The sequence below is a fragment of the Chryseobacterium suipulveris genome, from assembly GCF_022811685.1.
In the GTDB taxonomy this organism is placed as follows: Bacteria; Bacteroidota; Bacteroidia; order Flavobacteriales; family Weeksellaceae; genus Kaistella; species Kaistella suipulveris.
This window is the reverse complement of the sequence record NZ_CP094532.1, coordinates 2,773,280-2,797,112: the sequence shown is the minus strand read 5'-3', so window position 1 is coordinate 2,797,112 and position 23,833 is coordinate 2,773,280. Positions and strand designations below refer to the sequence as shown.

28 protein-coding genes and 2 pseudogenes are annotated in these 23,833 nt (G+C 40.7%); 7 read left to right on the top strand and 23 right to left on the bottom strand.

What is annotated here, in order from left to right:
- Positions 1-14: 14 nt before the first annotated feature.
- The 7 genes from MTP09_RS13225 to MTP09_RS13195 all read left to right on the top strand — a co-directional run bounded on the left by MTP09_RS13225 (position 15) and on the right by MTP09_RS13195 (position 7,548).
- Entirely contained in the window at positions 15-1,118 is a 1,104-nt protein-coding gene (locus MTP09_RS13225; protein ID WP_243548872.1) for a WG repeat-containing protein, read from the top strand.
- Positions 1,119-1,128: 10 nt separating this feature from the next.
- Complete coding sequence (fabG, locus tag MTP09_RS13220; RefSeq protein WP_243548870.1) at positions 1,129-1,860, top strand: 3-oxoacyl-ACP reductase FabG; 732 nt, start codon at positions 1,129-1,131, stop codon at positions 1,858-1,860.
- A gap of 6 nt (positions 1,861-1,866) precedes the next feature.
- Positions 1,867-3,087: a beta-ketoacyl-[acyl-carrier-protein] synthase family protein gene (locus tag MTP09_RS13215; protein WP_243548868.1), complete on the top strand. Its 1,221-nt coding sequence runs from the start codon at positions 1,867-1,869 to the stop codon at positions 3,085-3,087.
- Between the two features lie 6 nt (positions 3,088-3,093).
- Positions 3,094-3,354: a phosphopantetheine-binding protein gene (locus MTP09_RS13210; RefSeq protein WP_243548866.1), complete on the top strand. Its 261-nt coding sequence runs from the start codon at positions 3,094-3,096 to the stop codon at positions 3,352-3,354.
- A gap of 75 nt (positions 3,355-3,429) precedes the next feature.
- Entirely contained in the window at positions 3,430-4,311 is an 882-nt protein-coding gene (locus tag MTP09_RS13205; protein ID WP_243548864.1) for an LpxL/LpxP family acyltransferase, read from the top strand.
- Between the two features lie 89 nt (positions 4,312-4,400).
- Positions 4,401-5,900, top strand: coding sequence for a phytoene desaturase family protein (locus tag MTP09_RS13200; RefSeq protein WP_243548861.1), 1,500 nt, complete (start codon positions 4,401-4,403; stop codon positions 5,898-5,900).
- A complete protein-coding gene (locus tag MTP09_RS13195; protein WP_396022225.1) occupies positions 5,878-7,548 on the top strand; it encodes a C45 family autoproteolytic acyltransferase/hydolase in 1,671 nt (556 codons plus the stop codon). The genes MTP09_RS13200 and MTP09_RS13195 overlap by 23 nt, the downstream gene beginning before the upstream one ends.
- Before the next feature lie 34 nt (positions 7,549-7,582).
- On the opposite strand, the pseudogene MTP09_RS13190 reads toward MTP09_RS13195, so the two are convergent.
- The 23 genes and pseudogenes from MTP09_RS13190 to MTP09_RS13080 all read right to left on the bottom strand — a co-directional run.
- Positions 7,583-8,323: pseudogene (locus MTP09_RS13190) on the bottom strand (glycosyltransferase family 2 protein); the annotation flags it as partial.
- Positions 8,324-8,598: 275 nt separating this feature from the next.
- Entirely contained in the window at positions 8,599-9,018 is a 420-nt protein-coding gene (locus tag MTP09_RS13185) for a hypothetical protein (RefSeq protein WP_243548860.1), read from the bottom strand.
- A gap of 64 nt (positions 9,019-9,082) precedes the next feature.
- Positions 9,083-9,451, bottom strand: coding sequence for a 3-hydroxyacyl-ACP dehydratase (locus MTP09_RS13180; protein ID WP_396022224.1), 369 nt, complete (start codon positions 9,449-9,451; stop codon positions 9,083-9,085).
- The gene (locus MTP09_RS13175) at positions 9,451-10,038 is read right to left on the bottom strand and encodes an outer membrane beta-barrel protein (protein ID WP_243548858.1); all 588 of its coding nucleotides are present in this window, start codon (positions 10,036-10,038) and stop codon (positions 9,451-9,453) included. The genes MTP09_RS13180 and MTP09_RS13175 overlap by 1 nt, the downstream gene beginning before the upstream one ends.
- Entirely contained in the window at positions 10,038-10,679 is a 642-nt protein-coding gene (locus MTP09_RS13170; RefSeq protein WP_243548857.1) for a hypothetical protein, read from the bottom strand. The genes MTP09_RS13175 and MTP09_RS13170 overlap by 1 nt, the downstream gene beginning before the upstream one ends.
- Positions 10,645-11,265, bottom strand: a complete 621-nt coding sequence (locus tag MTP09_RS13165) for a LolA family protein (RefSeq protein ID WP_243548856.1) — start codon at positions 11,263-11,265, stop codon at positions 10,645-10,647. The genes MTP09_RS13170 and MTP09_RS13165 overlap by 35 nt, the downstream gene beginning before the upstream one ends.
- Positions 11,262-12,014, bottom strand: coding sequence for a polysaccharide deacetylase family protein (locus tag MTP09_RS13160; RefSeq protein WP_243548854.1), 753 nt, complete (start codon positions 12,012-12,014; stop codon positions 11,262-11,264). The genes MTP09_RS13165 and MTP09_RS13160 overlap by 4 nt, the downstream gene beginning before the upstream one ends.
- A gap of 12 nt (positions 12,015-12,026) precedes the next feature.
- Positions 12,027-13,088 (bottom strand): beta-ketoacyl synthase N-terminal-like domain-containing protein, encoded by a 1,062-nt coding sequence (locus MTP09_RS13155; RefSeq protein ID WP_243548852.1) that lies wholly within the window; start codon positions 13,086-13,088, stop codon positions 12,027-12,029.
- Positions 13,085-14,284, bottom strand: coding sequence for a beta-ketoacyl-[acyl-carrier-protein] synthase family protein (locus MTP09_RS13150; protein WP_243548850.1), 1,200 nt, complete (start codon positions 14,282-14,284; stop codon positions 13,085-13,087). Before MTP09_RS13150 ends, MTP09_RS13155 begins: the two co-directional genes overlap by 4 nt.
- A 3-nt stretch (positions 14,285-14,287) precedes the next feature.
- Positions 14,288-14,545: a phosphopantetheine-binding protein gene (locus tag MTP09_RS13145; protein WP_243548848.1), complete on the bottom strand. Its 258-nt coding sequence runs from the start codon at positions 14,543-14,545 to the stop codon at positions 14,288-14,290.
- Between the two features lie 16 nt (positions 14,546-14,561).
- Positions 14,562-15,104 (bottom strand): 3-oxoacyl-ACP synthase, encoded by a 543-nt coding sequence (locus MTP09_RS13140; protein WP_243548846.1) that lies wholly within the window; start codon positions 15,102-15,104, stop codon positions 14,562-14,564.
- A gap of 149 nt (positions 15,105-15,253) precedes the next feature.
- Positions 15,254-16,387, bottom strand: a complete 1,134-nt coding sequence (locus MTP09_RS13135) for a beta-ketoacyl synthase N-terminal-like domain-containing protein (RefSeq protein WP_243548844.1) — start codon at positions 16,385-16,387, stop codon at positions 15,254-15,256.
- Positions 16,388-16,434: 47 nt separating this feature from the next.
- Entirely contained in the window at positions 16,435-16,860 is a 426-nt protein-coding gene (locus tag MTP09_RS13130; RefSeq protein ID WP_243548842.1) for an acyl-CoA thioesterase, read from the bottom strand.
- Entirely contained in the window at positions 16,850-18,124 is a 1,275-nt protein-coding gene (locus MTP09_RS13125; protein WP_243548841.1) for an ABC transporter permease, read from the bottom strand. Before MTP09_RS13125 ends, MTP09_RS13130 begins: the two co-directional genes overlap by 11 nt.
- Complete coding sequence (locus MTP09_RS13120; RefSeq protein WP_243548837.1) at positions 18,114-18,869, bottom strand: ABC transporter ATP-binding protein; 756 nt, start codon at positions 18,867-18,869, stop codon at positions 18,114-18,116. Before MTP09_RS13120 ends, MTP09_RS13125 begins: the two co-directional genes overlap by 11 nt.
- An 81-nt stretch (positions 18,870-18,950) precedes the next feature.
- Positions 18,951-19,228, bottom strand: a pseudogene (locus tag MTP09_RS13115) (virulence protein).
- A complete protein-coding gene (locus tag MTP09_RS13110) occupies positions 19,216-19,404 on the bottom strand; it encodes a transcriptional regulator (RefSeq protein WP_243548835.1) in 189 nt (62 codons plus the stop codon). Before MTP09_RS13110 ends, MTP09_RS13115 begins: the two are co-directional and overlap by 13 nt.
- Before the next feature lie 45 nt (positions 19,405-19,449).
- Positions 19,450-20,445 (bottom strand): BtrH N-terminal domain-containing protein, encoded by a 996-nt coding sequence (locus MTP09_RS13105; protein ID WP_243548833.1) that lies wholly within the window; start codon positions 20,443-20,445, stop codon positions 19,450-19,452.
- Complete coding sequence (locus MTP09_RS13100; RefSeq protein ID WP_243548830.1) at positions 20,442-20,849, bottom strand: hypothetical protein; 408 nt, start codon at positions 20,847-20,849, stop codon at positions 20,442-20,444. Before MTP09_RS13100 ends, MTP09_RS13105 begins: the two co-directional genes overlap by 4 nt.
- Positions 20,846-21,223, bottom strand: a complete 378-nt coding sequence (locus MTP09_RS13095) for an ABC transporter permease (protein WP_243548828.1) — start codon at positions 21,221-21,223, stop codon at positions 20,846-20,848. The genes MTP09_RS13100 and MTP09_RS13095 overlap by 4 nt, the downstream gene beginning before the upstream one ends.
- A gap of 68 nt (positions 21,224-21,291) precedes the next feature.
- On the bottom strand, positions 21,292-21,735 hold the full coding sequence (locus tag MTP09_RS13090; protein ID WP_243548826.1) for a hypothetical protein: 444 nt from the start codon (positions 21,733-21,735) through the stop codon (positions 21,292-21,294).
- Positions 21,735-22,874, bottom strand: a complete 1,140-nt coding sequence (locus MTP09_RS13085; protein ID WP_243548824.1) for a beta-ketoacyl-ACP synthase III — start codon at positions 22,872-22,874, stop codon at positions 21,735-21,737. The genes MTP09_RS13090 and MTP09_RS13085 overlap by 1 nt, the downstream gene beginning before the upstream one ends.
- Before the next feature lie 18 nt (positions 22,875-22,892).
- Positions 22,893-23,798, bottom strand: coding sequence for a dialkylrecorsinol condensing enzyme DarA (locus MTP09_RS13080; protein WP_243548817.1), 906 nt, complete (start codon positions 23,796-23,798; stop codon positions 22,893-22,895).
- Positions 23,799-23,833: the final 35 nt, after the last annotated feature.

The window sequence follows — 23,833 nt, the reverse complement described above, 5'->3', positions numbered from 1 at the left end:
GAAAATTTAACGCCATGAAAAAACTATTGTTCTTACTGATTGCGTTTTCGCAACTGTTTTTTGCACAGGAACTTGCTTTGGTTAAAGATGGAAAAAACTTTGGTTACATTAACAAAAAGGGAGATTTTGCAATTCCCGCGAAGTTTAGCGGTGCCAAAAACTTCTCCGATGGTTTAGCTGCTGCAAAAGACGGAAAAAAGTGGGGCTACATCGCTCCCTCCGGAAATTGGGTGATCGAACCACAGTTTGACGATGCTAAGTATTTCAACAGCGGCATTGCTATCGTTTCCAAAGACAAAAAAACCTTTTACATCGATAAAAAAGGAAATGCGCTGAACATGCCTGAATCTGACAAGCTGTACGATTTTAATGGCGGTGCAGCATTCATCAAGCAAGGAAAATCCATCGGCTTAATCAATACGAAAGGAGATGTGATCTTGAAACCCGAATACGAAACGATCCGTGATTTTGAAAATGGTTTTGCAAGGATTAAGAAAGATGATAAATGGGGAATCGTAAACAGTAAAGGCAAGGTGATTATTCAGCCGGAATACGACGAAATCGGCGAATATCAGCAGAATTTGACTTGGGCGAAAAAAGGAAATTCTTTCGGCACAATAAAAGGTAGTGTTTTCAATGAGATTGACGGTGCCGAAAAAATTTGGGATTTTGATGGACAAACCATTACCTATGCAAGAAAAGGTGGGAAAATCGGTTTTGTGAATGCTGACGGGAAATGGGTAATCGAGCCAAAATTTGATAAAGCCAGAGCTTTCAATAAAAATCTCGCTCCCGTTTCTGAAGGTAAAAAGTGGGGCTATATCGATACGAAAGGCAATTATGTGGTAGAACCAAAATACGACGATGCGGAAGTTTTCAGCAATGACGGATTGGCTCCTGTAAAAGAAAAAAACTGGGGATTCATCGATACTACAGGTAAAATGATGATTCCTGCAGAATACGATATTTCGGTCCCGTTTGCTTTCTGGCAAAGTTCAAAGGGCTTTATCAACGGACTTTCGAGAGTGAAGAAAAATGGCAAATGGGGATTTCTTGACACCAAAGGAAATTTACTGGGAAACAAATGGTTCGAAAATGCCGAACCTTTTCAAAAATAATTGATTGATCATGAAGTGTGCAATCATCACAGGAGGATCCAGAGGAATCGGTAAAGCAGTCTGCATCAAGCTTGCCGAAGAAACGGATTACCATATCCTGATTACTTACCAAAGTAACGATGCTGCAGCCAACGAAACTCTGGATGAAATCAAAGCTTTGGGAAAAACAGGCGAAATCTTGAAATTTGACGTCGCCAATTCAACGGAAACAAAATCTGTTCTCGAGTCGTGGCAGGAAAATAATCCCGAAGCAACGGTAGAAGTAATCGTAAATAATGCCGGAATTACCAGAGACGGACTCTTCATGTGGATGCAGGAAGAAGACTGGAACTCCGTAATCAACACGAGTTTGAATGGTTTCTTCAACGTGACCAACTTCTTCATCCAGAAAATGCTTCGCAACAAATATGGCCGAATCATCAACATGGTTTCGGTTTCCGGATTGAAAGGAACTGCGGGACAAACCAATTACTCTGCTGCAAAAGGTGCGGTAATCGGGGCAACAAAGGCACTTGCACAGGAAGTTGCGAAAAGAAACATCACCGTAAACGCCGTCGCTCCCGGATTTATCAGGACCGATATGACTTCACAAATCAATGAGCAGGAACTCAAGTCGATGATTCCGGCAAACCGTTTTGGCGAAGCGGAAGAGGTTGCGGATCTGGTCGCGTTTTTGGCTTCGAAAAAATCTTCATACATTACGGGCGAAATTATCAATATCAACGGGGGAATTTATTCGTAAATAATCATGGAAAATAGGGTTGTAATTACCGGAATGGGAATTTACTCATGCATCGGAATTACTTTGGATGAAGTAAAAGATTCGCTGTACAACGGCAAATCGGGAATTGTTTTAGATGAAGAAAGAAAAGCGTTTGGTTACCGATCCGGACTCACCGGAAAAGTTCCGAAACCCAACCTGAAGAATTTACTCAGCCGCCGCCAAAGAATTAGCATGGGCGAGGAAAGCGAGTACGCTTATCTGGCAACGATCGACGCGCTGAAACAGGCGGGAATCGATCAGGATTTCATTGACCAAAACGAGGTGGGAATCCTCTACGGAAACGACAGCGTATCAGAAGCAGTTGTAGAAGCTATCGACATCGTCAAAGAAAAAAAAGATACCCAACTCATCGGTTCCGGCGCGATTTTCAAATCGATGAATTCTACGGTAACCATGAACCTTTCGACGATTTTTCGGCTTACCGGAATCAATCTCACCGTGAGTGCAGCGTGCGCAAGCGGATCGCATTCTCTCGGATTGGGTTACCTCCTGATTAAGCAAGGTTTGCAAGATATCATTATTTGTGGCGGAGCACAGGAAACCAACAAACTTTCGATGGCAAGTTTCGACGGACTCGGCGTTTTTTCGGTGAGGGAAGATGAGCCGCAGAAAGCATCACGACCATTCGACAAAGATCGAGACGGACTGATTCCGAGCGGTGGTGCAGCGACTTTAATTATAGAAAGTTACGAATCGGCGGTGAAGAGAGGCGCTCCGATTATCGCAGAAATTGTGGGTTACGGATTTTCTTCAAACGGTGGTCATATTTCGACCCCGAATGTCGACGGTCCCGCTTTAGCAATGGAGCGCGCTTTAAAACAGGCGTCATTGAATCCCGAAGAAATCGACTATATCAATGCTCACGCAACTTCAACACCGATTGGTGATGCGAATGAAGCCAAAGCAATCCATAAAATTTTTGGTGGCGAGATCCCGGTAAGTTCGACCAAATCGATGACGGGACACGAGTGTTGGATGGCGGGAGCAAGCGAGGTAATCTATTCCGTACTGATGATGCAGAACGATTTTATCGCGCCCAACATCAACCTCGAAAATCCTGATGAAGCCGCACAGAATATTAATCTGATCTCGAAAACGCAGAATCAAAAAATTAATGTACTTTTGTCGAATTCTTTCGGATTCGGGGGAACAAATTCATCAATTATCATTAAAAAAACTTCATAAAAACACATGGAAAGGGAACAGATCGTCTCCATCGTCAATGATTTCTTGGTTAACGAGTTCGAGGTTGACAGAGATGATATTCAGCACGACGCAAATCTGAAAAAAACGTTAGGTTTAGACAGTTTAGACTATATCGATATGGTGGTGATCATCGAATCGAATTTCGGTGTGAAGCTTGGTGAAGCAGATTTCAAGCAGATCGTGACTTTCGACGATTTCTACAGCACCATCCAAAATAAGATATCGCAGAAGCAGCTGGTATCGTAAGATTTTTATTTCTTTAATTTTATTTAAAACTATTTTAGTCCACCCGATTATTTCGGGTTTCTGAAATATTTTCTCATGGCAAAATGGAGCGGAAAATCCAGAGGAACTTTGTTGGGATACAAGATATTTGTTTTTTCCATCAAAAACTTTGGGGTGCGTTTCGCCTATTCCGTTCTCTACTTCGTCGCCGCGTATTATTTTTTATTCTTAAAGAAGAGCAACCAACACATTTTCACCTACTTCCGAAGAAGGTTACGCTGGTCAAACTTTAAGTCAAAGAAATCTGTTTTCTGGAGCTACTTTACTTTCGGGCAAACCCTGATCGACAAAACCGCCATTTCTGCGGGACTGCGAAATCAGTTCACCTACGAATTTGACGGGATTGAAAACCTCAAGAAAATGATGCAGGACAAAAAAGGCGGAGTCCTGATCAGCGCACACATCGGGAACTTCGAGATTGCAGAACGATTCTTTGCGGAAATTGATTTCGACTACCAAATCAATCTTGTTACCACCGATCAGGAACATAATGTGATTAAGGAATATCTGGAAAGTGTTTCCGAGAAACGGTCGTCCATCAAGTTTATTTTCATTAATGACGATATGTCGCACATTTTCGCAATCAGCGAGGCGCTCTCAAAAAATGAAATCATCTGTTTCACCGGCGACCGGTATTTCGAAGGTTCCAAATTTCTTGAAGCCGAACTTTTGGGTAAACCTGCAAAATTTCCGGCAGGTCCTTTTTCTATTGCTTCACGACTGAAGGTTCCTGTCGCGTTTGTGTACGTGATGAAGGAACCCAATCTACATTACCATCTTTACGCGAGAATCGCCGAAGTGAAGCACCGCGATGCGAACGGACTGCTCAATTCTTTCGTCAGGAGCTTGGAATCCATGCTCGAAAAATATCCGCTGCAGTGGTTCAACTACTACGATTTTTGGGACGATTTCAATTAAATTAGTACTTTTGAGCATCTTCAAATGAAGACGAATTTTTCCAAGATTCAAGTCTGAAATCTGAAATCTGACATCTGACATCTAATACAATGAAAGCGCATTTCGACATTCTCGTTATCGGCAGTGGATTGGCTGGATTGGTTTCCGCGCTGATCTTGGCGAAAGAAGGATTGAAGGTTTGCGTGCTCGAAAAAAACAACCAGTTCGGCGGAAATCTGCAAACTTTTTCGCGCGACAAATTGATTTTCGATTCGGGAGTTCATTACTTGGGCGGACTTTCTGAAGGGCAAAATCTCAACAGGTATTTCAAATGGCTTGAAATTTTTGATGAGTTAAAGCTTTCGAAACTCGACGATGATGGTTTTGACAGAATTACTTTCGATGGCGATGATGCGGAATATCCACATTCTCAAGGCGGTGAAAATTTCGTGCGTCAACTCGGTCAATTTTTTCCCGAAGAAAAAGAGAACCTTCAAAAATATATAGAGACCATACGAAATGTTTGTGATCATTTTCCACGTTATTTGACGGGAAACAAAAGCTACAACGAGGAAATTCTCTACGAAAATGCGAAGGATTTTATTGAATCAGTTACTGAAAATAGCAAACTGCGTTCAGTTCTTGCCGGTTCCAACTTTTTGTATGCAGGAACTTCGGAAACTCCGCTGTATGTGCATGCTTTAACGGTAAATTCTTATATTCAAAGTGCATATCGCTGCTTGAACGGAGGAAGCCAAATTTCGAAAGCGCTGATCAGAAAACTGAGAAAATACGGTGCAGAAATCCATAAACATAACGAAGTGACAGAATTCTACTTCGATGAAAACAATGTGCTGAAATCGGTAAAAACCAAGGATAAAAAAGAGTATTTCGCTGATCGGTTTATTTCGAATATTGATCTTAAGAGAACCATTGATCTCGCCGGAAAACAACGTTTTAAAAAATCGTTGACCAGTCGTGTAGATACGCTGATTACAACCACTTCCTGTTTCAGTATTTATCTCGTGCTGAAGCCGGAAACGGTCGATTACTTTAACCATAATTATTACCATTACCGGAACGAAAAATCGGTTTGGGAATCCGCGAAAAACAGCAAAGAAAACTGGCCGCGAAATTATATGCTTTCCTGTTCCCCTTCGAAGAAACATCCCGGTTTTGCAGAGAGTATCACTGCGATTTCCTATATGGATTTTGATGAGGTTAAAGCATGGGAACACACGAAGAATACTGCCGCCGATAAAGAATTTCGTGGGGAAGATTATGAAGACTTTAAGCGGGAAAAAGCAGAAAACCTTATATCGGAAATCGAGAAAAAATTCCCCAAAATCCGTTCTGCGATTGAGAAAATTTATACTTCGACGCCGCTTTCGTACCGCGACTACATCGGGAATACCAACGGAAATATGTACGGATTTGTTAAGGAATCCAATAATCCGCTGAAATCGATGTTTTCGCCGCGAACAAAAATTCCAAATCTTTTCCTTACCGGACAAAGCGTCAACTTACACGGAATTTTGGGAGTGACCATCGGTGCTTTCAACACCTGTTCGGAGCTTTTAGGAAAAGATGTTTTTGAAGATCATGTTTAGAAAGTACATTTTTTATCTGGCAATCGTCATTTCCACAGTTTCGTGCGGAACTTCAAGATCGCTGAAACATCTTCCGGAAATCAGTCAGTATCCGCTTGAAATTCCTGCAGTGGTGAAGAAAAATGATTCCGTTTTTCTGTTTAAAAAAAATTCTTTTGCCAAGAATAAATGGGGAATCTGGGAACTTTATGCGGAAGGAAATCCTTTGCAGATTGGCTACAACTCGGGTGCTTTGAGCCAGAAAATGATGCAGAAGCAGGAAGATGTTTTCTTTTCCAAAGTCAAAGAATTGGTGCCATCGAATTCCCGGCAAAAACTGCTGAGCAAGTTTCTGAAGTGGTACAACCGCAAAATGTACCTGAATGTAAGAAACGATTTTCAGACTGAAATCTATGGACTTTCTCAGTATTCATCGGATGTTTACGATTGGGTAGCTCCGAAATTCCAGCGCAGCATGTATCTTCACGCAGCTCACGATATTGGTCATGCGATGCAGGATCTGATGATGGTCGGTTGTTCGTCGATGGCGGTGTGGAACGACAATTCGGAAAACGGCGAACTGCTCATCGGAAGAAATTTCGACTTTTACGCGGGCGACAATTTTGCCAAAGAAAAAGTGGTGCAGTTCATCAAACCCGAAAAAGGAATTCCGTATATGTCGTATTCGTGGCCGGGAATGACGGGTGTGGTTTCAGGAATGAATCTGGAGGGAATCACAGTGACCATCAACGCCGGTAAATCGAAAATTCCGCTGGTTGCGAAAACTCCGGTTTCATTGGTAACAAAGGAAATTTTGATGTTTGCCAAAAATATCGATGAAGCCATTGAAATTGCCAAAAAAAGAAAAGTCTTCGTCTCGGAATCGATTATGGTCGGAAGTGCGAGCGACAAAAAGGCGGTGCTGATCGAAATCTCACCTAAAAATTTCGGTGTGTATGATGTGCCGAATTCAGACAAAGTAATCTGCACCAATCACTTCCAGTCGGAAAGTTATAAGAATGACCGACGAAACATCAAACAGTTTTCTGAAAGCCACTCGAAATACCGATACGAAAAACTTCAGGAAATATTAGCTGAAAATAAAAAGATGAATCCGCAGAAAATGGTCGAAGCTTTGCGCAATACTTCCGGACTGAACCATTCCCAAATCGGTTATGGAAACGAAAAGGCGATTAATCAACTTCTTGGGCATCATGGAATTGTTTTCTCGCCGGAAAAAAGATTGGTTTGGGTTTCAACTAAGCCGTTTCAGTTGGGGGAGTTTGTATGTTACGATTTGAATGAGATTTTTTCGGGGAATGTTGCAGCTGGAAATTTTTCAAACGGGAAACTCAATATTCATCGGGATTCATTCGCTGATTCAGATGATTTTAAGAACTATCAGAAATTCAGAATTGCCGACCGCGAAATCGATGATGCCATTAAGCACAAAAAATCGCTGAGCGAGGATTTCATTAATAAGTACCGGAACCTTAATCCTGAATTATGGATCGTTCATTTTAAAACCGGGAAATATTATTTCCAAACTAAAAATTTCGTTGAAGCAAAAAAATCATTTGAAACAGCTTTAACTAAAGAAATTTCCACCGTTCCCGAAAAAGAGAATATTGAAAGTTATCTGAAAAAGACAAACCGGAAACTAAGATAATTTACTTCTTTTGCTTGCCAACTCCCAATAAACTTCTGAAGAAATCACGAGGTTTAATATACAAAAGCGTCACCGTAACCAATACCGTATTCAGAATACTGATTCTCGTGAAATCCTGAAAAGGTCGGAAATGCGAAACTCTTTCCAGCGGATCGTAGAGTACTTTTACCGGCACATTTTTTACGGGAATTCCTTTCCACGCTGTGCGTACGATGACTTCGATTTCAAACTCGAATTTTGGGGTGTAATAGTTTTTTGGAATTTTATTTAACGGGTACAACCGAAATCCTGATTGTGTATCTTCGAGCTTAATTCCGGTTTCAAACCAAAACCAAAAATTAGAAAACCGGTTGCCGAAACTGCTCTTTTTCGGAATTCCTTCCTGCGACATATTTCGGTTGCCGATCAGTAGAACGTCCTGCTTTTCTTTTTCCAAAGCTTCAACGAAAACGGGAATATCGTCGGGAAAATGCTGCCCATCGGAATCGATCGTGACCGCATAATTAAAACCCAACTCTTTCGCCTTTCGGAATCCTATTTTCAGTGCGTTTCCTTTACCCTTATTCTCTGGTAATGAAATGGTTATAATATTGTCATAGCTCTTCAAAATCTCGGAAGTTAAATCCGTGGAACCATCATTAACCACGATAATATTTTGAGTGTAAATCAAAACGCCGTCGATAACGCGGCGCAAAGTTTTGTGGTTGTTGTAGGTGGGAACAAGTACGCAGATTCCTTTCTGCTGCATCGTTTCCTGAATTTCAGAAAGAGTCATTTCGTTTTTTGAACCGGAAAAATTTTTGGATAAGTTCATAAATATCGGGTCTTCAAACTTGTGAAACAACTTCGAAATCTTTACTAACACAAATTTCACTGAAGTTGCTCAGAGTTCACAAAGTTAGCCATTATTAAGTTACGCTTCGCTTGAAAACGGTTGCGCAACGGTCGACTTTGTAAAGCCAGCGTCTTTGTGTACGAAAACTTTGTGTGCTTTGTGAAAAATTCTCCGCGGACTTTATGTAACATCTAAATCGCAACGGAGAAAGACTATTATCTCAAAGAATTCTTTTCCTGCGCCGTCATCGTTTTGGAACCTGCTGCAAAATTCCTGATGTACTTTTTCAGTGCTGCATTTTGCTGACCGTAGTTTTTCAGGATATAGTCTTTGTCTTCCCCCATATTCTTGTGGTAGCCGACAATTTTTGGCAAATTTTCCTGCACACTCAGTCTGATCAACCGAAGTTCGGTACTACTCGGGTTGGCTTTGATATTACTTTCCAAAGATTTTATTCCTGAAGAAATTGCATTTTTTCTTTCAGGTCCTTTCATGAATTTTGCCGCTACTATTTCAGATGCGGCTTTGTATCCTTTGAAAATAAAATCTGAAGAAGAGGAGTTTTCAACTGCTTTTGCAAGCTTATCCGAATTCTGTTTTGAAAGATTTGCGGTGCTGTAAGTTTCTCTAATCATTTCTAAATCAGATTGTTGAAACAGTAAAACGAAAGCCGCTATGAATGAAAAAATCAGTTTCATACTAAATGAGTTTATAGTTCACCGACATTTTCAATGCAATAGTCCCGCCAAAAGAAGACGTGTTTCTCACTTTCACCTCGTCGCCGTTTTGGGAAATAAGGAGTTCAATATCAAGGTCGGGGTTTTCCTCCGGATTGATGATCGCCATAAACTTCACATTCGAAGCCGAGTTGAGAAATAGTTTTTGCTGAAGAATATTTTCAGTCAAATCCTTTACAATCTGCATCATGCAAACTCCGGGAGTCACAGGATTTCCTGGGAAATGTCCCTTAAAGATTTCGTGGTTTTTGTTCAGCGATATTTGAGCCAGGAAATTTCCCGGCTCTTGCTCGCTTATACTTTTTAACGTATAGAAATCTTCCAGAATCATTACTGCTTCAGCTTAAAGGTGTAGTAAACTCCCGCCTGGAAAACTACGTTCGAATGGTTCCCATCATAGCTGAAAACCGGGATGATTCCACGTTTCACGCGTCCTTCGATTCCGATATTTTCCGTAATGTCGTAACCAACACCCAAAAGGAAACCAAGGTCTGTTTCGCCATCGTTGATATTGGTATTTTTGTCAACCACGAAATCGATGGTCGGACCTGCGTGGATGTTGAACTTGTCCATATAGAATTTGTTCACCATTTGAAGCGAGAGGTATGAAACTTTGATTTCTCCGTTTTTTCCTTCGGATTCTACCTTACTTCCCTGTCGTGAATACACGATTTCCGGCTGCAGTCCATAGTATTTCGTAAAGCGGATGTTTCCCTGAAATCCGACGTAGAAATCGGTACGGCTTTTAAACGAAGTTGGTGTCGGCGACGAATACCAGTTGTCCCAAAAGAAGAAATTGTCGGTACTTCCGGAATAGTGCGAGAAATTGGCACCCGCTCTAAGTCCTGGGTTGAAAGTCACCTGTGCATTGGCTGCAAAGCCACATACCACTAAAAATAAAAGATAAAACTTTTTCATTATTGCATGTTTTCTGTTATCTGATTGAGTTTGATGTTGATTTTGAAATCCTTATGCGCGATCTCAATTTCGTCTGCGAAGATACTTTTTTTCGCTTCAAAACTGAAATTAATTTTCTCGCGGCCGTGCTCGGTGTAGATGATTTTTGTGAGCAGTTCATTAGCTTTATCGAAATAGAGAAAGTAATTTTCCTTGTTTTCTTCTGACTGATAAATTATAAACTGTTCATTGGTAAACATTTTGTCCGAAGTAAACTTTTCTCTCAACATAATTCTGAAATCCTTTTCCAGAAAGCGTTTCACCATTCCTTTGTCCATATCGGGAATGATGTAGTTCAGCTTGAAGTCCTTTTGCGAGATTTCGAAATCGAAGAGTTTGTTCCCGAAATCCGAAGTCAGAACAACTCGGTGAAAATCGTCATTAATTTTTTTAATGATCAATATTCCGCTCAATTGATTATCGTAAATATCAACCTGAGATTTGTAAATATAATCGGTGTTCTTTGAGCTAAAATAAAGATTGTCAATGATTTGCGAATGGTTCTCGCCGGTTCCCAAATTTTCGGTTTTGAAACTTTTACAGCTTTGAAAAACCAGAAAACCGATGCTAAAGAGAAAAAGCTTCCGCAGGAATTGCCGCATTGATCTTGGTATTTTTGAAGGTGATCGTCGTCGTGTCGCCTGAAGCTTCCAACATATTGACTTGCGAAACGGTGGTTTGGTTTTCGGCAAAAGTCAGATCCACCTGTTTTATGTATCGCAGAAGCTGTGCCGATTTCGGGGTAAAACGTGCAATTTTGTTGGAGCCGTTTTTGAAATATTGTACCGTAAATTCGGGGTCATTGAAAAGATTTCCGCCAGAAGTTCCCACAATCAGTTTGTTGATTTTTTCAAACATCTTGCTTTTTGCATCGACCGAAGATTTTTTTCCCTGATCGTTGATGTAGATTTTATTATTCTGGAAAACCACGCTGTACTGGTACGGTTTGGTATATTTCCAGCTGAGTTGGTTCGGTGTTTTCAGCGCCATTTTTCCAGAGGTGACGATGTCTTTGTTTAGGAAATCCATTTTTTTGGTCTGCACAAAATCACTTTGCAGCGACTGCATATTTTTATTTTCTGAGGAAACTTTTGCCACAAAACTTTTCACTTCCGCATCGCTCATTTTGGTTTGCGAGAATCCGAAAACCGACAGAAAAACAAGAACGACCGCTATATGTTTTTTCATTTTTTAAAATTATAAAGTTCACTTACAGAAATACTTTCGTAAGCATTCTGCTGCAAAAATACCAATAATTTTTCCAACACGTTTGCAGATTTTTCGCTCGTGTCATGAAGCAGGATTACGCTTCCCGGTTTTACTTTCGGTAGAATTCGGTTCAGGATTTTTTCTTCGGAATTAATGGCGGTATCAAACGAGCGAATATTCCAGCCGATGGATTTTTTGCCGGTTTTCTTAATCGCTTTCGCAATATTCGGATTGGTGATTCCGAAAGGTGGTCGGTACAAATCTGTTCTGATTTTTCCTTGATGGAAAATAGTTTCGCCGTTTCTCAGGATTTCGTTAGTCATATTTTGGGTAGAAAGAAACCCCGTTTTGTTGGAATGCGAAAACGTGTGATTCCCAATTTCGTGGCCTTCTTCGATGATTTGTCTGAAGATTTCAGGATGTTTTTCGATCTGTTTCCCGATGCAGAAAAAAGTGGCTTTTTGGTCAAAGGTTTTTAACAATGTCAAAAAGTGCGGCGTAAATTCGGTTGGTCCATCATCGAAAGTCAGTGCGATTTTCTTTTCCTTTAAAGTTGAATTTTGATGATAAGATTTCAGGAAATAATTGAACCGGATATTGTAAACCCCAATGAAAAGTACCACGAGAAAAATCAGAATAGGAATAAGGAAAATCCAGAATTCAACTTTCAGTGCGGCCAAAATCAACAGCAGAATAATGAGGAAACCGATGTTGAAATAATGTTTCATCCCACAAAGATTTTAGGGCTTTTTCAGCAAAACCAAACTGTGTTCTTTTCCGAAAAAATTATTGTAAATCAGAATGTTGCGAATTTCTTTTTTCTCAAAATTATTGATTTTTATCAGTTCGGGAATCTCCTGTTTTTTCAGAATTTGGTTCGCCATAAAAAACGCAAAAGCAGCTGCGGTATTGAATTCGCCACACAAATGCTTGAAGTAGAGCTGCGGAGAATTTTCAAACAGTTGCTGAGCTTCTCTATAGAAATTATCTGAGTCGTGATCTCCACTGAAACCAAAAATCACGGCATCGATTTCTGAATTTTCCAGATTGTTTTTGGTTAGAAAATCATTGATGAAATTCTTGATTTCGCTCTTTTCTAAAATATTAACAATCGAAATATCAACAAGTTGCGAATACGAAGATTCACTTTTTTCATTTTCCAGAACGAAGAAAGCCGAACCGTTTCCCCAAACAACGCCTTCGGTTTTTGAGTCCAAAAGATTCTCGGGAATCTCGTTTTTTGCTTTGATGGTTTTGTTGAGTTCGTACAGTTCTTCGGTGTGATCGGCAATCACGTCGGTTCCGCCGACCAGACAGTTTTGCGCTTCACCGTTTTCAAGCTGAAGTTTTGCATCAAGCAGTGAAAATTCAAACGACGAACCGCAGTTTACATAAGTGAAATTATAGGAATGACACGGAATCGAAAGCGCGATTTGTCCAGCAACAGTGTTGTGTGTGGACTGTATGAAATAAGTGGGCGTCAGGAATTCTTCACCGTTTTCGATGAGATTTTTCAGGAATTTTTCTGAATCTTCGGAGCAACCCATTCCTGTTCCCACGATGATCGCGTCAGGATTTTCGACTTCCGCTTCCTGCAAAGATTTCTGTGCGGCAACCGAACTCATTTTCACGACTTTCGACATTCTTCGAATCAGTCCGGGTGTTATAAATTCTTTATATGACGGTTCGATCGCATTCAGAAGATTTGTTCGTTCAGGAAGTTTCAGTTCTGCGAAAACATCTTCCGCCAAAGTATTTTGCGCCGAAATACACACCGCGCTATTTACAAAAACGGGTTTCATGATTTCGAGAAAATTAGGGTTGAACAGTTTCCGCCAAATCCGAAAGAGTTCGATAAGACATGGTTGATTTCTTTCGATTTTACTTTCGTAATTGGCACTAAATCAAATTCTTCCATTTTTGTTTTGAAATTCAGGTTCGGGAAAACGACATTGTGCTGCATTGCCAAAATCGAGTACACCGCCTCAATCGCCGCAGCTGCCGCCAAAGTATGACCCGTGAAAGCTTTTGTGGAACTGAAGTCGGGAACTTTTCCCTCGCCAAAAATTCTTTGCAGCGCGATTCCTTCTGACAAATCGTTGTTGGGAGTCGCCGTTCCGTGAACATTGATATAGTCGATTTCTGAATTTTTTAGTCCTGAGATTTTCATCGCTTTTTCCATCGCGAGAAATGCACCTTCACCATTTTCCGATGACGCGGTTTGATGGTGCGCATCGTTTGCATTGCCATAACCTGAAAGATACGCCAAGACTTTCTTACCTGACTTTTTCACACTTTCCTCAGATTCCAAAACAAGGAATGCAGCTGCTTCACCGAGATTCAGACCTTTTCGGTTTTGGTCAAAAGGAGTATTAAAAGTGTCGGTTACAATCATCAAGCTGCTGAAACCGTTCAAGGTAAATTTCGAAAGTGCATCGGTTCCGCCGACAATTACCCGGTCGAGAACACCTGATTTGATGAGTTTCGCGCCCATCATAATCGCGTTTGCAGCCGATGAACAGGCGGTACTGATTGTTGAAACCATACCCTTTAATCCCAAAAACTCTGCAATTGCTTCGGAGGAATATCCTGCATCGTGCGACTGGATGAATTTCTGTTTCTCGGGAAGATGGCGGTATTCGTAGAAGTATTTTTCGGTAACGTCCATTCCGCCGACACTTGTGGAAGAAATCAATCCTGTTTTTCCGGAATTGATATCGGTGATTCCTGCGCTTTCTACCGCTTCTTTTGCGGCAACCATTCCAAGTAGAGTGGTGCGTGTAAAATTATGGTTTTCAGGAATTTGAAGAATTGTCGTGAGTTCTTCGTTGGTGAGTTTGATCTCACCTGTATTGAGAGTTCCGCGACGGTTGGTCTCCAGAATTTCAATCTCGGAAATGCCATGTCTGGAATTGATGAGCGAGCTGAAATTTTCCTCCACATTGTTTCCGATGCAGGAAATGATGCCCATTCCGGTAATGGCAACTTGGTGACTCATCCTTTATTTTGTGCGGTTTTCCTCGATAAATTTTGCCATCGTGTCGATCGATTCGAAAATCTCTTTTCCCTTTTTAGGGTCAGAAAGTTTAATGCCGTATTCCTTGTCCAAAAGTACAATAAGTTCCAAAGCATCGATAGAATCCAGACCTAAACCGCCGCCGAAAAGTGGTGCGTCGGTTTTAATTTCGTCCGCGGAAACATCTTCCAGATTGAGTACTTCGATGATTTTATGTTTTAATTCTTCTTTAAGATTGTCCATGAATTTCAAAAGTATTTTATGTTAAAGATAGCAAATATACAAATCCTTTGTAACTATTTTGGAACAATTCCACCCAACCGCACAAAACTTTTTCCGCTTTTTGCGAAACCAAAATCTGTTCGGCGTAACTGTTGACAAAATCCTCATCGAATTCATCCAAAACAAAAAAGACATTTTCCGTTTGCAGCTGATGTTTGATGGCGATTTCGCCGATGCAGATGTTGGGAAGCGTATAGACGAAAACAGCGGGACTTGGGAAATATTCCTCCGCCGAATTGATGGTTTGCTGGTACTTGAAATCGGTGTCCAAACTCGAAGATCGGTTGGCGAAAACCAGCGCGGTGTCTTTGTTTTCTTCATTTTTGAGAATGATTTCTGCACCCAGAAAAGCGAGTTTGCTCAACTCGTCCATTTTATGGAATTTCGGATAATTGACATCGAAATGTTTGTACGCCGATTTCGCAAATTCCGGAAAAGAATCGGATTGGTTCTCAAAAATAATTTCGTTGTCCAGAATTATTTTTGAATTTTCGATGATGCAGGTTTTTTCGGTTTTCATCTTATTTGTCACGATTTTTATTGGATCGGCTCTGGTTTAATTTTTCTACTTCCTTATCAAAATCTGAGATTATTTTTTGAGTTTTGTTTCATTTTTTTCCGTCTGATGCAGTATGTTCCAAAATGGAACTAACTGAATTTTCACTTAATTCACCTTCTCAAAATCACTGCAGAATTACACCCACCAAAACCAGAAGCAGTCTTCAGAATGGTCTTGATTTCTGCGGATTGGTTTTCATTAATGACATTGATTTCCTGAGTAGTTCCCAACTTTTCGAAATTGACGGATTTTATCAGCGTATTTCTCAAAGCACTTTCCATCGAAATCACCGTTTCCAAAAGTCCGGATACACCGAGACAATGTCCGTAAAATCCTTTTAAACTGTTGAGTGGAACGTGCTGAAGCCCAATTCTGTTCAACGCAAATGCTTCCATTTCGTCGTTGTAAATGGTTGCGGTTCCATGCGCGGAAATAAAGTCGATTTCTTCGGGAAGAATTTTTGCCTCCTTCACCGCATTGGAAATACTTTGAAAAAGTCCTTCTCCAGTTCTTGATGGTCCCGAAATATGATTCGCGTCGTTAATGGAAGAATCGCCCAGAATTTCAAAACTAAATTTTTCGTTTTGAGAAAGTTCGGAAGTGATAAAAACCGCTGCAGCAGCTTCACCGAGCGTGATTCCGTCTCTGCTTTCATCATAAGGTTTGCAGGGATTCGCACTCATTGCCTGAAACGAATTAAAGCCCGAAACCACAAACTCAGAAACTTCGTCTGCAGCTGCGACAAACGCGTTCTCAAATTTCCCAGAACGGATAAGGTTCTTTGCCACAGAAACTGCCAAAACTCCCGAAACACAGGCATTTGAAACGATAATGGGTTTGCTCTTAAATGCAAAAAAGTCAGCAATTTTCTTGGCTAAATTGGAGAGGTAAACGCTTTCCGGTAATTGCTTCTGGTTTTGCAGCGCGGAAATATTACCTTTTGTCGTCGATAGAATGAAAGCGGTTTTTTCGGTGATTTCGTGGTTCTGCACTAAAGCATTCAGTGAAAGAAGCAGCATTTTTTCGAGCCGGGTGAACTCCTGATCTTCAAATTCTTGGATGAATTTTTGGTTTAAAGTTTCATCATTAATGACCGAAGCAAAAAAAGGATTTTGATTTTCAAATAGGTGATGTTTCCGAATTCCAGATTCACCATTTAACAAAGCATCGAAATTACTTCCCACATCGAATCCTAACGGAGTGATGCAGTTGGAATCGGTGATGTAAACTTTTTTCTGACTCATTTTATTTTTCTGAAAACCTTACGTTTCAAACAAATCACGATTTGTCTCTACGAAATTCCCATTTTCTCCTTCCATTTCTGGAAAAATTCTGGATTATATAATTGTAGATTTCCCTCATTATCCAAGAAAACCTGAACTGTTTCGCCTGAACAAACCAATTGATTAGCTTCATTGAAAAGTTCATATCTGAAAATCATTTTGGCTGAAATAGAATTCACGAAAGTCGTTTCAATCCTGAAAGTCTCGCCATATTTTAACGGAAGAAAATGTTCGCAGGTACTTTTCACAATCGGGGTTACAAATCCGTTCCGCTGAATGTCGAGGTAAGAAAGTCCGAAATGTCTTCCGAACGCTTCTCTGCCGTCCTCGAAATACACGATATAGTGACCGTGCCACACAATTCCGAGCGGATCGGTCTCGTTGAAACGAACGCGCACTGTTTCAGAAAATTTCAGTTCTTTATCAGGATGCATTTTTTCTTTTTTCATAAATCAACGCAATGGAAACCATCACCAAATAAAACAAAAACAACATTCCGCAATATTTCAGAACGCCCTGTATTCCGCTATTTCTGAGGATGATGTCATAATACGCATTTAATCCCCAATTCATCGGCGAAAATTTAGAGACGAGCTGCATAAATTCGGGCATCATAAAAACGGGAACCCAGATTCCGCCAATTGCTGCCAAAATCACCACACTTGTCGCGCCAAAAGGAGCTGACTGCTCCTGTGTTTCTGCCAAAGTTCCCAGCAAAACACCAATTCCGATCGCGCCTAATCCCGCAAAAAAGGTCACGAAAAGCATTGCCGCTAATTTTCCGCCTACCTCAAAAACAGGAAGGTCAAAATACGGAAAAAGGTAAATTCCTACCGCAACCATCAGCAAAAACTGAATGATGCAGATGACAAGATACGTAAAAGTTTTTCCCAAAACATGGATGAAATAAGGAGTCGGCGAAGAATTCAACCGAATGATCGTGCCCTGATTTTTTTCTTTAACAAGGTTAATGGAAAGCGGAACCACGATGAAAAATATCGCAAACAAAGCCCACGCTGGAACATTGTGCTGCACAGAATTGGGGAGAATGAAGTTGTCTTCAGCTTTAGGAGTGACTTCTTTGTAAGTGATGAAATTCTTGCTGTTGTCGAGATCTTCCCCCGTTCCGAGCTGCTCCTGAAACGCTTTGTAGATTTTTTTGTTCTCGATCTTAAAGATCATTTTATCCACCGTATTGATGATTCCGCTTTTGAAACCTGGGTTTGTCGCGGGATCGAAATAGAGATGGATTTCTTTGTTTTCGGGAATCTTGATTTGCTGTAAAGAAGTGTTTTGCTGAACTTCCGCACCAAACTGACTCACGATTTCCTCAACTTTTTGGTTGATGTGCGCATTCAGATCATTCGATAAATCTTTCGGGATCACGATTGCCAGTTGATATTCGCCGTTGTACACTGCTTTTTTGGCAGTATTTTCATCATAGTTTTTCGAGACGATTTCGAAAGTTTTCCCCGCCTTCAATTCATTAATAATGGTTTGGGAAATTTCTCCTTTGTCGTTGTCCACAAGAATCATCGGCATTTTCGAACCTTCCAGCGATTTGAACGATGAATCCTGAATCAGCGTAATGGTGATGATGAGAACGAGCGGCATCACGAAAATAATCACGATTCCGCCGATATCCCTTTTCAGCAAAAGGATTTCCTTCCATATTGCGCGCCAAAGTTTATACAGCATCCCGTAATTCTTTACCAGTTAATGCAATGAAAACGTCTTCTAAATTCTTGGCGTTTTCGGTTTGCGCGATCAGTTCTTTTGGACTTCCGATGGCGTAGATTCTTCCGTGGTCGATGATGGCGATTTTGGTGCAGAACTCCTCTGCTTCCTGCAAATGGTGAGAAGTGTAGATGATCGTAGTACCATTTTTATTAAGCTCCTGCAAATATTCGATGATTACGTTTCGCGACTGCACATCGACGCCGACGGTAGGTTCGTCGAGAAACAGAACTTTCGGTTCGTGCATAATTCCTGCGATAAGGTTGCAGCGTCGCTTCATTCCTCCGGAAAAATTGTCGATTTTTCTGTTGGCGAAATTTTCCAATCCGACACGTTGAAGTGCATTTTCGATTTTGGAATGCAAAACTTTATGTTTTAAACCATACAAACTTCCGAAGAACATAAGGTTTTCTCTAGCGGTTAAAGTTGGATAAAGCGCATATTCCTGCGGAACAATTCCGATTTGTCGCTGGATTTTCGTTCTGTTATTTTTAGGGGAAAGACTGTTGATGGTGTAGGTTCCTGCAGTGGGTTTTAGCAATCCGCAAAGCATCGAAATCAGCGTGGTTTTTCCTGCGCCGTTGGGACCGAGGATTCCGAAAATCTCGTTTTCCTCGATATTTAAAGAAATATTGTTCACAGAAAAATCATCTGCGTTTTTGTACTTCTTGTAAAGGTTTTGGATTTTGATAATAGATTCGGGCACTTTCTGTTTTTGAGGATGCAAAATAGGAAAATAAAAAGAGATTTTTGAGAAAAGCTTGCCTTAAAATAAGATATGAAAAGGTTAGTCTCCTTTTACAATCAATGTGAAATCAGACCAGTCCTCAATTCTGAAAACTCTGATGTCTCGAACGGATTTCTTAACCACGAGATTTTTGATAAAGAATTTATTGCCAGATAAACAGCATCCAGATTTTTCTTTGTGACGGACGTACTTCCCTGAATCCAATAAAATTCATTATCGGAAAGCGTGTTTTTTATTTCGGTGTAAGCACTGTGATATTTCTCGCCATAATGTTCCTTAAGGTCAGAAATCACCATATCGAAAACTATCGCGTACATAATTCCACTTTCTTGAACAGATATTCTTTTTCAAAAAAAGTTTCTCCATCATCAGATTTTGCCGTTATTACAATTCCGACAAAAGGATTGTTTTCAACCTGTATCACAGTTCCCTCGATCCAATCGGGGCGTCCTGTAACTTGCGGGGAAATTAAAACTCGATCGCCGTTTTTCATTTTTTCTAATTTTAACAAAGTTAGAATTTTTTTTTTATCTTTTTGCTAAATCGCCTTTTTCAGTTTCTTGTAGAAAGCTTCCTCCAGATCTGCAATGTGGAGCATCGATTTTGAGAGGTGGTTGTAAATGTCGGATTTCGAGTTTCGGTTTTTATAAACTCGTGCGATATCAACCGCAAAATCCCGCCACAGATCACCGATTTCAGTAATTTCTTTTGAGAGTTCACGTAGCTTTTCATTCTGAAGAACATCTGCAGCTTCCTGAAGAAATGCGCCATAAATATATCGGAATCCACCACCGCCGGTTCCGATTTCTTCCTGCATTCGGATGAGCTGACCGAGATAGTGATTGGTGGTTTTTGCACCTTTTTTTTCTGCCCATTTCGGGATATTTCTCGCTACCCAACGAATCGCTTTCACGCCGATTAAAGGAACTGGAGCGAGCATTTTATTGCAGGTTTCGCGGATTCCTTTTTTGATGGCTTCTTCCAAATGAAGATTTTCGGGAACGTAAATTGGGTAGTACATATGACCTTTCGGCGAAAGCGCGCCTTTTGCGAAACGCACTTTTTCGAGTTCGGCTTCGGAAAGCTCCGTCACGAAATCCATCACGGGATCGCTGATCAGGAATTTGCCGTTTTCTTTTCCATACACCACGAGATTGTGGGCATTGAAGTGGAATTTATATTCTTCAGGAAAATAGGTGAGGTTGAAAACGCCGACCTGCAAACCGGTCGGATTATTGCTTTTGAGGTTTTCTTCAAGTCTTTGCTGCGCCTTTTTCGAGTCTGAAAATTTTTCTCTCTTGATCTTGATTCCCAAACGTTTAGCCGCCTTAGAAAAAATTGTTCCAGGCATCGGTCGGTAGCTGAAACCAGGCGAAAAATTAACTTTAAGAAAAGGGAGGTACACAAAAAACAAACCCGATCCGATCCCGAAAATCATCGGTTCGCTGATTTCTATCCCTTTGTTTCTGAGTAAGTTCGAAGCTACGCCGTTTTCGCAGTGTGCCGTTTGGTGATGTTCAAAATCTACTTTCATTGTTTACCGTCAAAATTTTTTAGCTCATCAACTGTGATGTCGAAAGCGGCTGCGTATTTTTTTAAGGTTTTTTCACTTAGTTTCTTAAATCCTCCTGGTTTCAAATGCCTTTTCACAAAGAAACTCCAGATTCCGACATACGCAGAAAGTACGCCCAAATCCATCTTATTTTTTTCCATAAAGTACGCGATCGGACTTGCTGTTCCCGCTTCAACTTTTTTTCGTGCTTCCTCGATTCTTTCGTTGATGAGCGTCATCGATTCGTCTAGCGCGAGGTTTTTCGCTTCCCAACCGGTGCTTCGTGCGGTGGTGTAGTTGTCGTATTCGTCGGTTACGTACATCACTTCGGTCATGTTTGCCGACTGTAATGTGCTGTCATCCTGCGGAATATCTTCTTTTTTCATGCGTTGGTCTCTTTAATGAAAAGGTTGATTTCTGCCTCGCTCAATAAACGTTCGCCACAAAAAGTGCTGCATTTCATTGTGCAGATATTTCCAAATTTTGCGACCAGTTCTGCTTTTGTCAGAATTTGTTCTCCAACTTTCGGAACTTCAAAAATACTGACTTTCTTGATATTGGTAATAAATCCGATGAGCTTCACGTTTTCCTTTCCGTCGCCAAAGAAACTTTGTCCTACAATTGCCGAACAGGTTTGAGCGGCGTTTTCGATCAGCCCAGGTTCAGAAAAATGGTCTTCTTCAACGAAGGGATTCTCCTCTTTAATCAAAAAATTAGTCACCACTTTTTCTTCAGAAATCTCCAGGATGTAATCCACCATCAGCATCGGTTCGCGGTGCGGAAGAAAATCGCGGATATTGATATTTTCTTGGTTAATGAGCTTTGGTATTAAGTTGAGCTGCTGTTCAAAACAGTTTTCATTACTGATTTTGCGATGTCTTTCCCAGCTGCTGTTGTCGAGATTTCTACTAAAGTCACTCCCATCAGTTCTTCCAGAATCTGAATTTTGGTTTGCAGTTTTTCTGAAATTTTTGGCAGCTCGAAAACTTCAAAGGATTTTACTGCGCCGATGTATCCAACTGGTGGAATCTCGTTTCGCAGGAAGCATTTGTAGCCAGTGTGCAGTGCGACACTTTGCGCTTGATGTTCCAAAATTCCTGCGGACTGAAAGTAGCCGTTCTCACAAAAAATCGCGGTTTCGTCGGGTGTAAATGCGGATTCCAATTCCCTTTCAGAAAAAGAAATCAGCGCATCGACCATCACGAAAGGTTTTTTTTGTGGAATTAATGTTTCTACAAATGCAGCATCGAAAATGGGAAGTTTGATTTCCATTAACAAACCGTCAATAAAGCGCAGGAATATGCAAATCTTCCACTTTCTGGAACACAGAGTAACACTTTTTCACCTTTTTTCAGTTTTCCTGAATTCATCAGTTCCGAGGTGGCGATAAAGATCGAACCTGCACCGATGTTTCCAACTTCCGAAAGGTTGTAATACCATTTTTCCCAAGGGAAATCCAGACCAACTGCGGCGAATTCTTCCTTCAAACCAACTTTGAAATAGTTCGAAGAAATGTGCGCCAAAACGTGGTCCATATCTTCGGGTTTGATATTGTGTTTGTCGAAAGATGCCCGCAAAGACTGCGCTCCTTTCTTCAAAATAAATTCATCTAAAAGCCGCGTATCCTGCTTCAGTGCGAAGATCGATTCTTTCAGCCATTCGTCGGACGGGTAATCTGCCCAGGATTTCAAAGTTCCGTCTTCCTGCTTTTCAGCGCCTGAATACATACAGGTTTCGATTTCGTGTGCGTAGGAATAAAAATCGATGAATTCCACACGGAGGTTCACGGAATTTTCTCTCGGTTTATTTTGTAGCAAAAACGCTCCAGCTCCGTCGGAAAGCATCCAGCGAAGGAATTCTCTTTTGAAGGCGACAATTGGTTTTTCTTCCAATTGCTTTAAATTTTCAACTTCGTGGTTGAATTTATCCGCGGTCATCCACGCAGAAAATCTCTCGGAACCGACACAAACCGCGTTGTCAACAGTTCCCGCTTTTACTGAAAGAAAAGCGTAGTTGAAAGCGTTCATTCCCGCATTACACAATCCAGTAGAAGTATTGATTTCAATCGATTTCCCATTATTCAAAAGTCCGTGAACCATCGAAGAATGTGATGGCTGAATCTGGTCCGCCGAAGTTGTTCCGCACGAAATCAGCTGCAGATCATCTCTTGTAAACTGATCGTCAAACAGTTGTTCAACGGCATTTGCAGTAATTTCGGCATTGGTGTGAGTTGACTTTCCGTTTTTGTCTAAAGCGTAATAACGGGTCGTGATTCCGTTGTTTCTTAAAATTAATGCTTTCGCTTTAGAGGGTTTTCCGTTGACCAAACCGAGATAATTCTCCATTTCATCGTTATTGATGGGTTCGTTCGGAAGGTAAACTGATGATTTTGTGATATATACTTCGTTCATAGTGATAAGGTCTGATTTTTAAATTCCTTGAAAATGTTTGATTTGCTTTTGTCTTTTATTCCAAAAAAACGGTGTTAAAATAGTGAAAAAAAACAACACAATCGGCGAAACAATCCAAATTGCAAAAAATAAATAGAATTTGTAAACACTCACCCAAAACTTCCTTTTGTGCGGATTGTTTTTGATCAGTTTAGAGAAAACCGTAAAGAGTTTATTTCCAACGGTTTCAACTTTTAACAGAAATGGTCGTACTTCTACAGCTCCGTTTTTCACGAGTTCCTGCTGCATTCCGTCGTAATTTTCTTTTTCGGCATAAGGTAGAATAATGGTTCCGTATTTGGTGGAAGCCGCGATTTCCTTATCGTCAACTCCAGCGCTTGGGAGTGGTTTTGGCTGTTCTTTTTTGCCGGTCTGCATCCAGTTCAGAATGGTGATTACACTGGTATAATTGTCGTGACGATCGACCAGAGCGATGTTTCCGACCAACTGCATATTGAGTTTTCTGAAGTAAACTTTCAGTTTTTCCTGAGAAAGCATCCACATATTTCTTGTTCCTGAAACCGTAATAAGTTTCGTATTGCTCAATATTTTTTCGGCATATTCGCTTTTCAGAAAAGAGATTACAGGAATCGAAGGAGTGAGGAACCAAACCTGATAACCAAAAATAACCAGATCGAATTTGGTGTTCAGAACTTCTTCGGGAGGTGGCAAAATTTCTCGTGGAACCTGCAGGTAAGACTCTGGAAAGGTGTCATAGAAAACCTCAGATTTCCAGGGGAATTCAAAGTCGTTTTTCAGTTTGATTTCGTAATAGACAACGTTGAATTCCTCCTTTTTTTCAGCGAGTGCTTTGGTGACATTTTTTACAATTTCCTCGAGCTGTCCGGTTTGGGAATAATACGTGACAAGGATGTTCTTCGCCATTTTTTCGGGTTGTGTATTGCAAAAATATCAAAAAA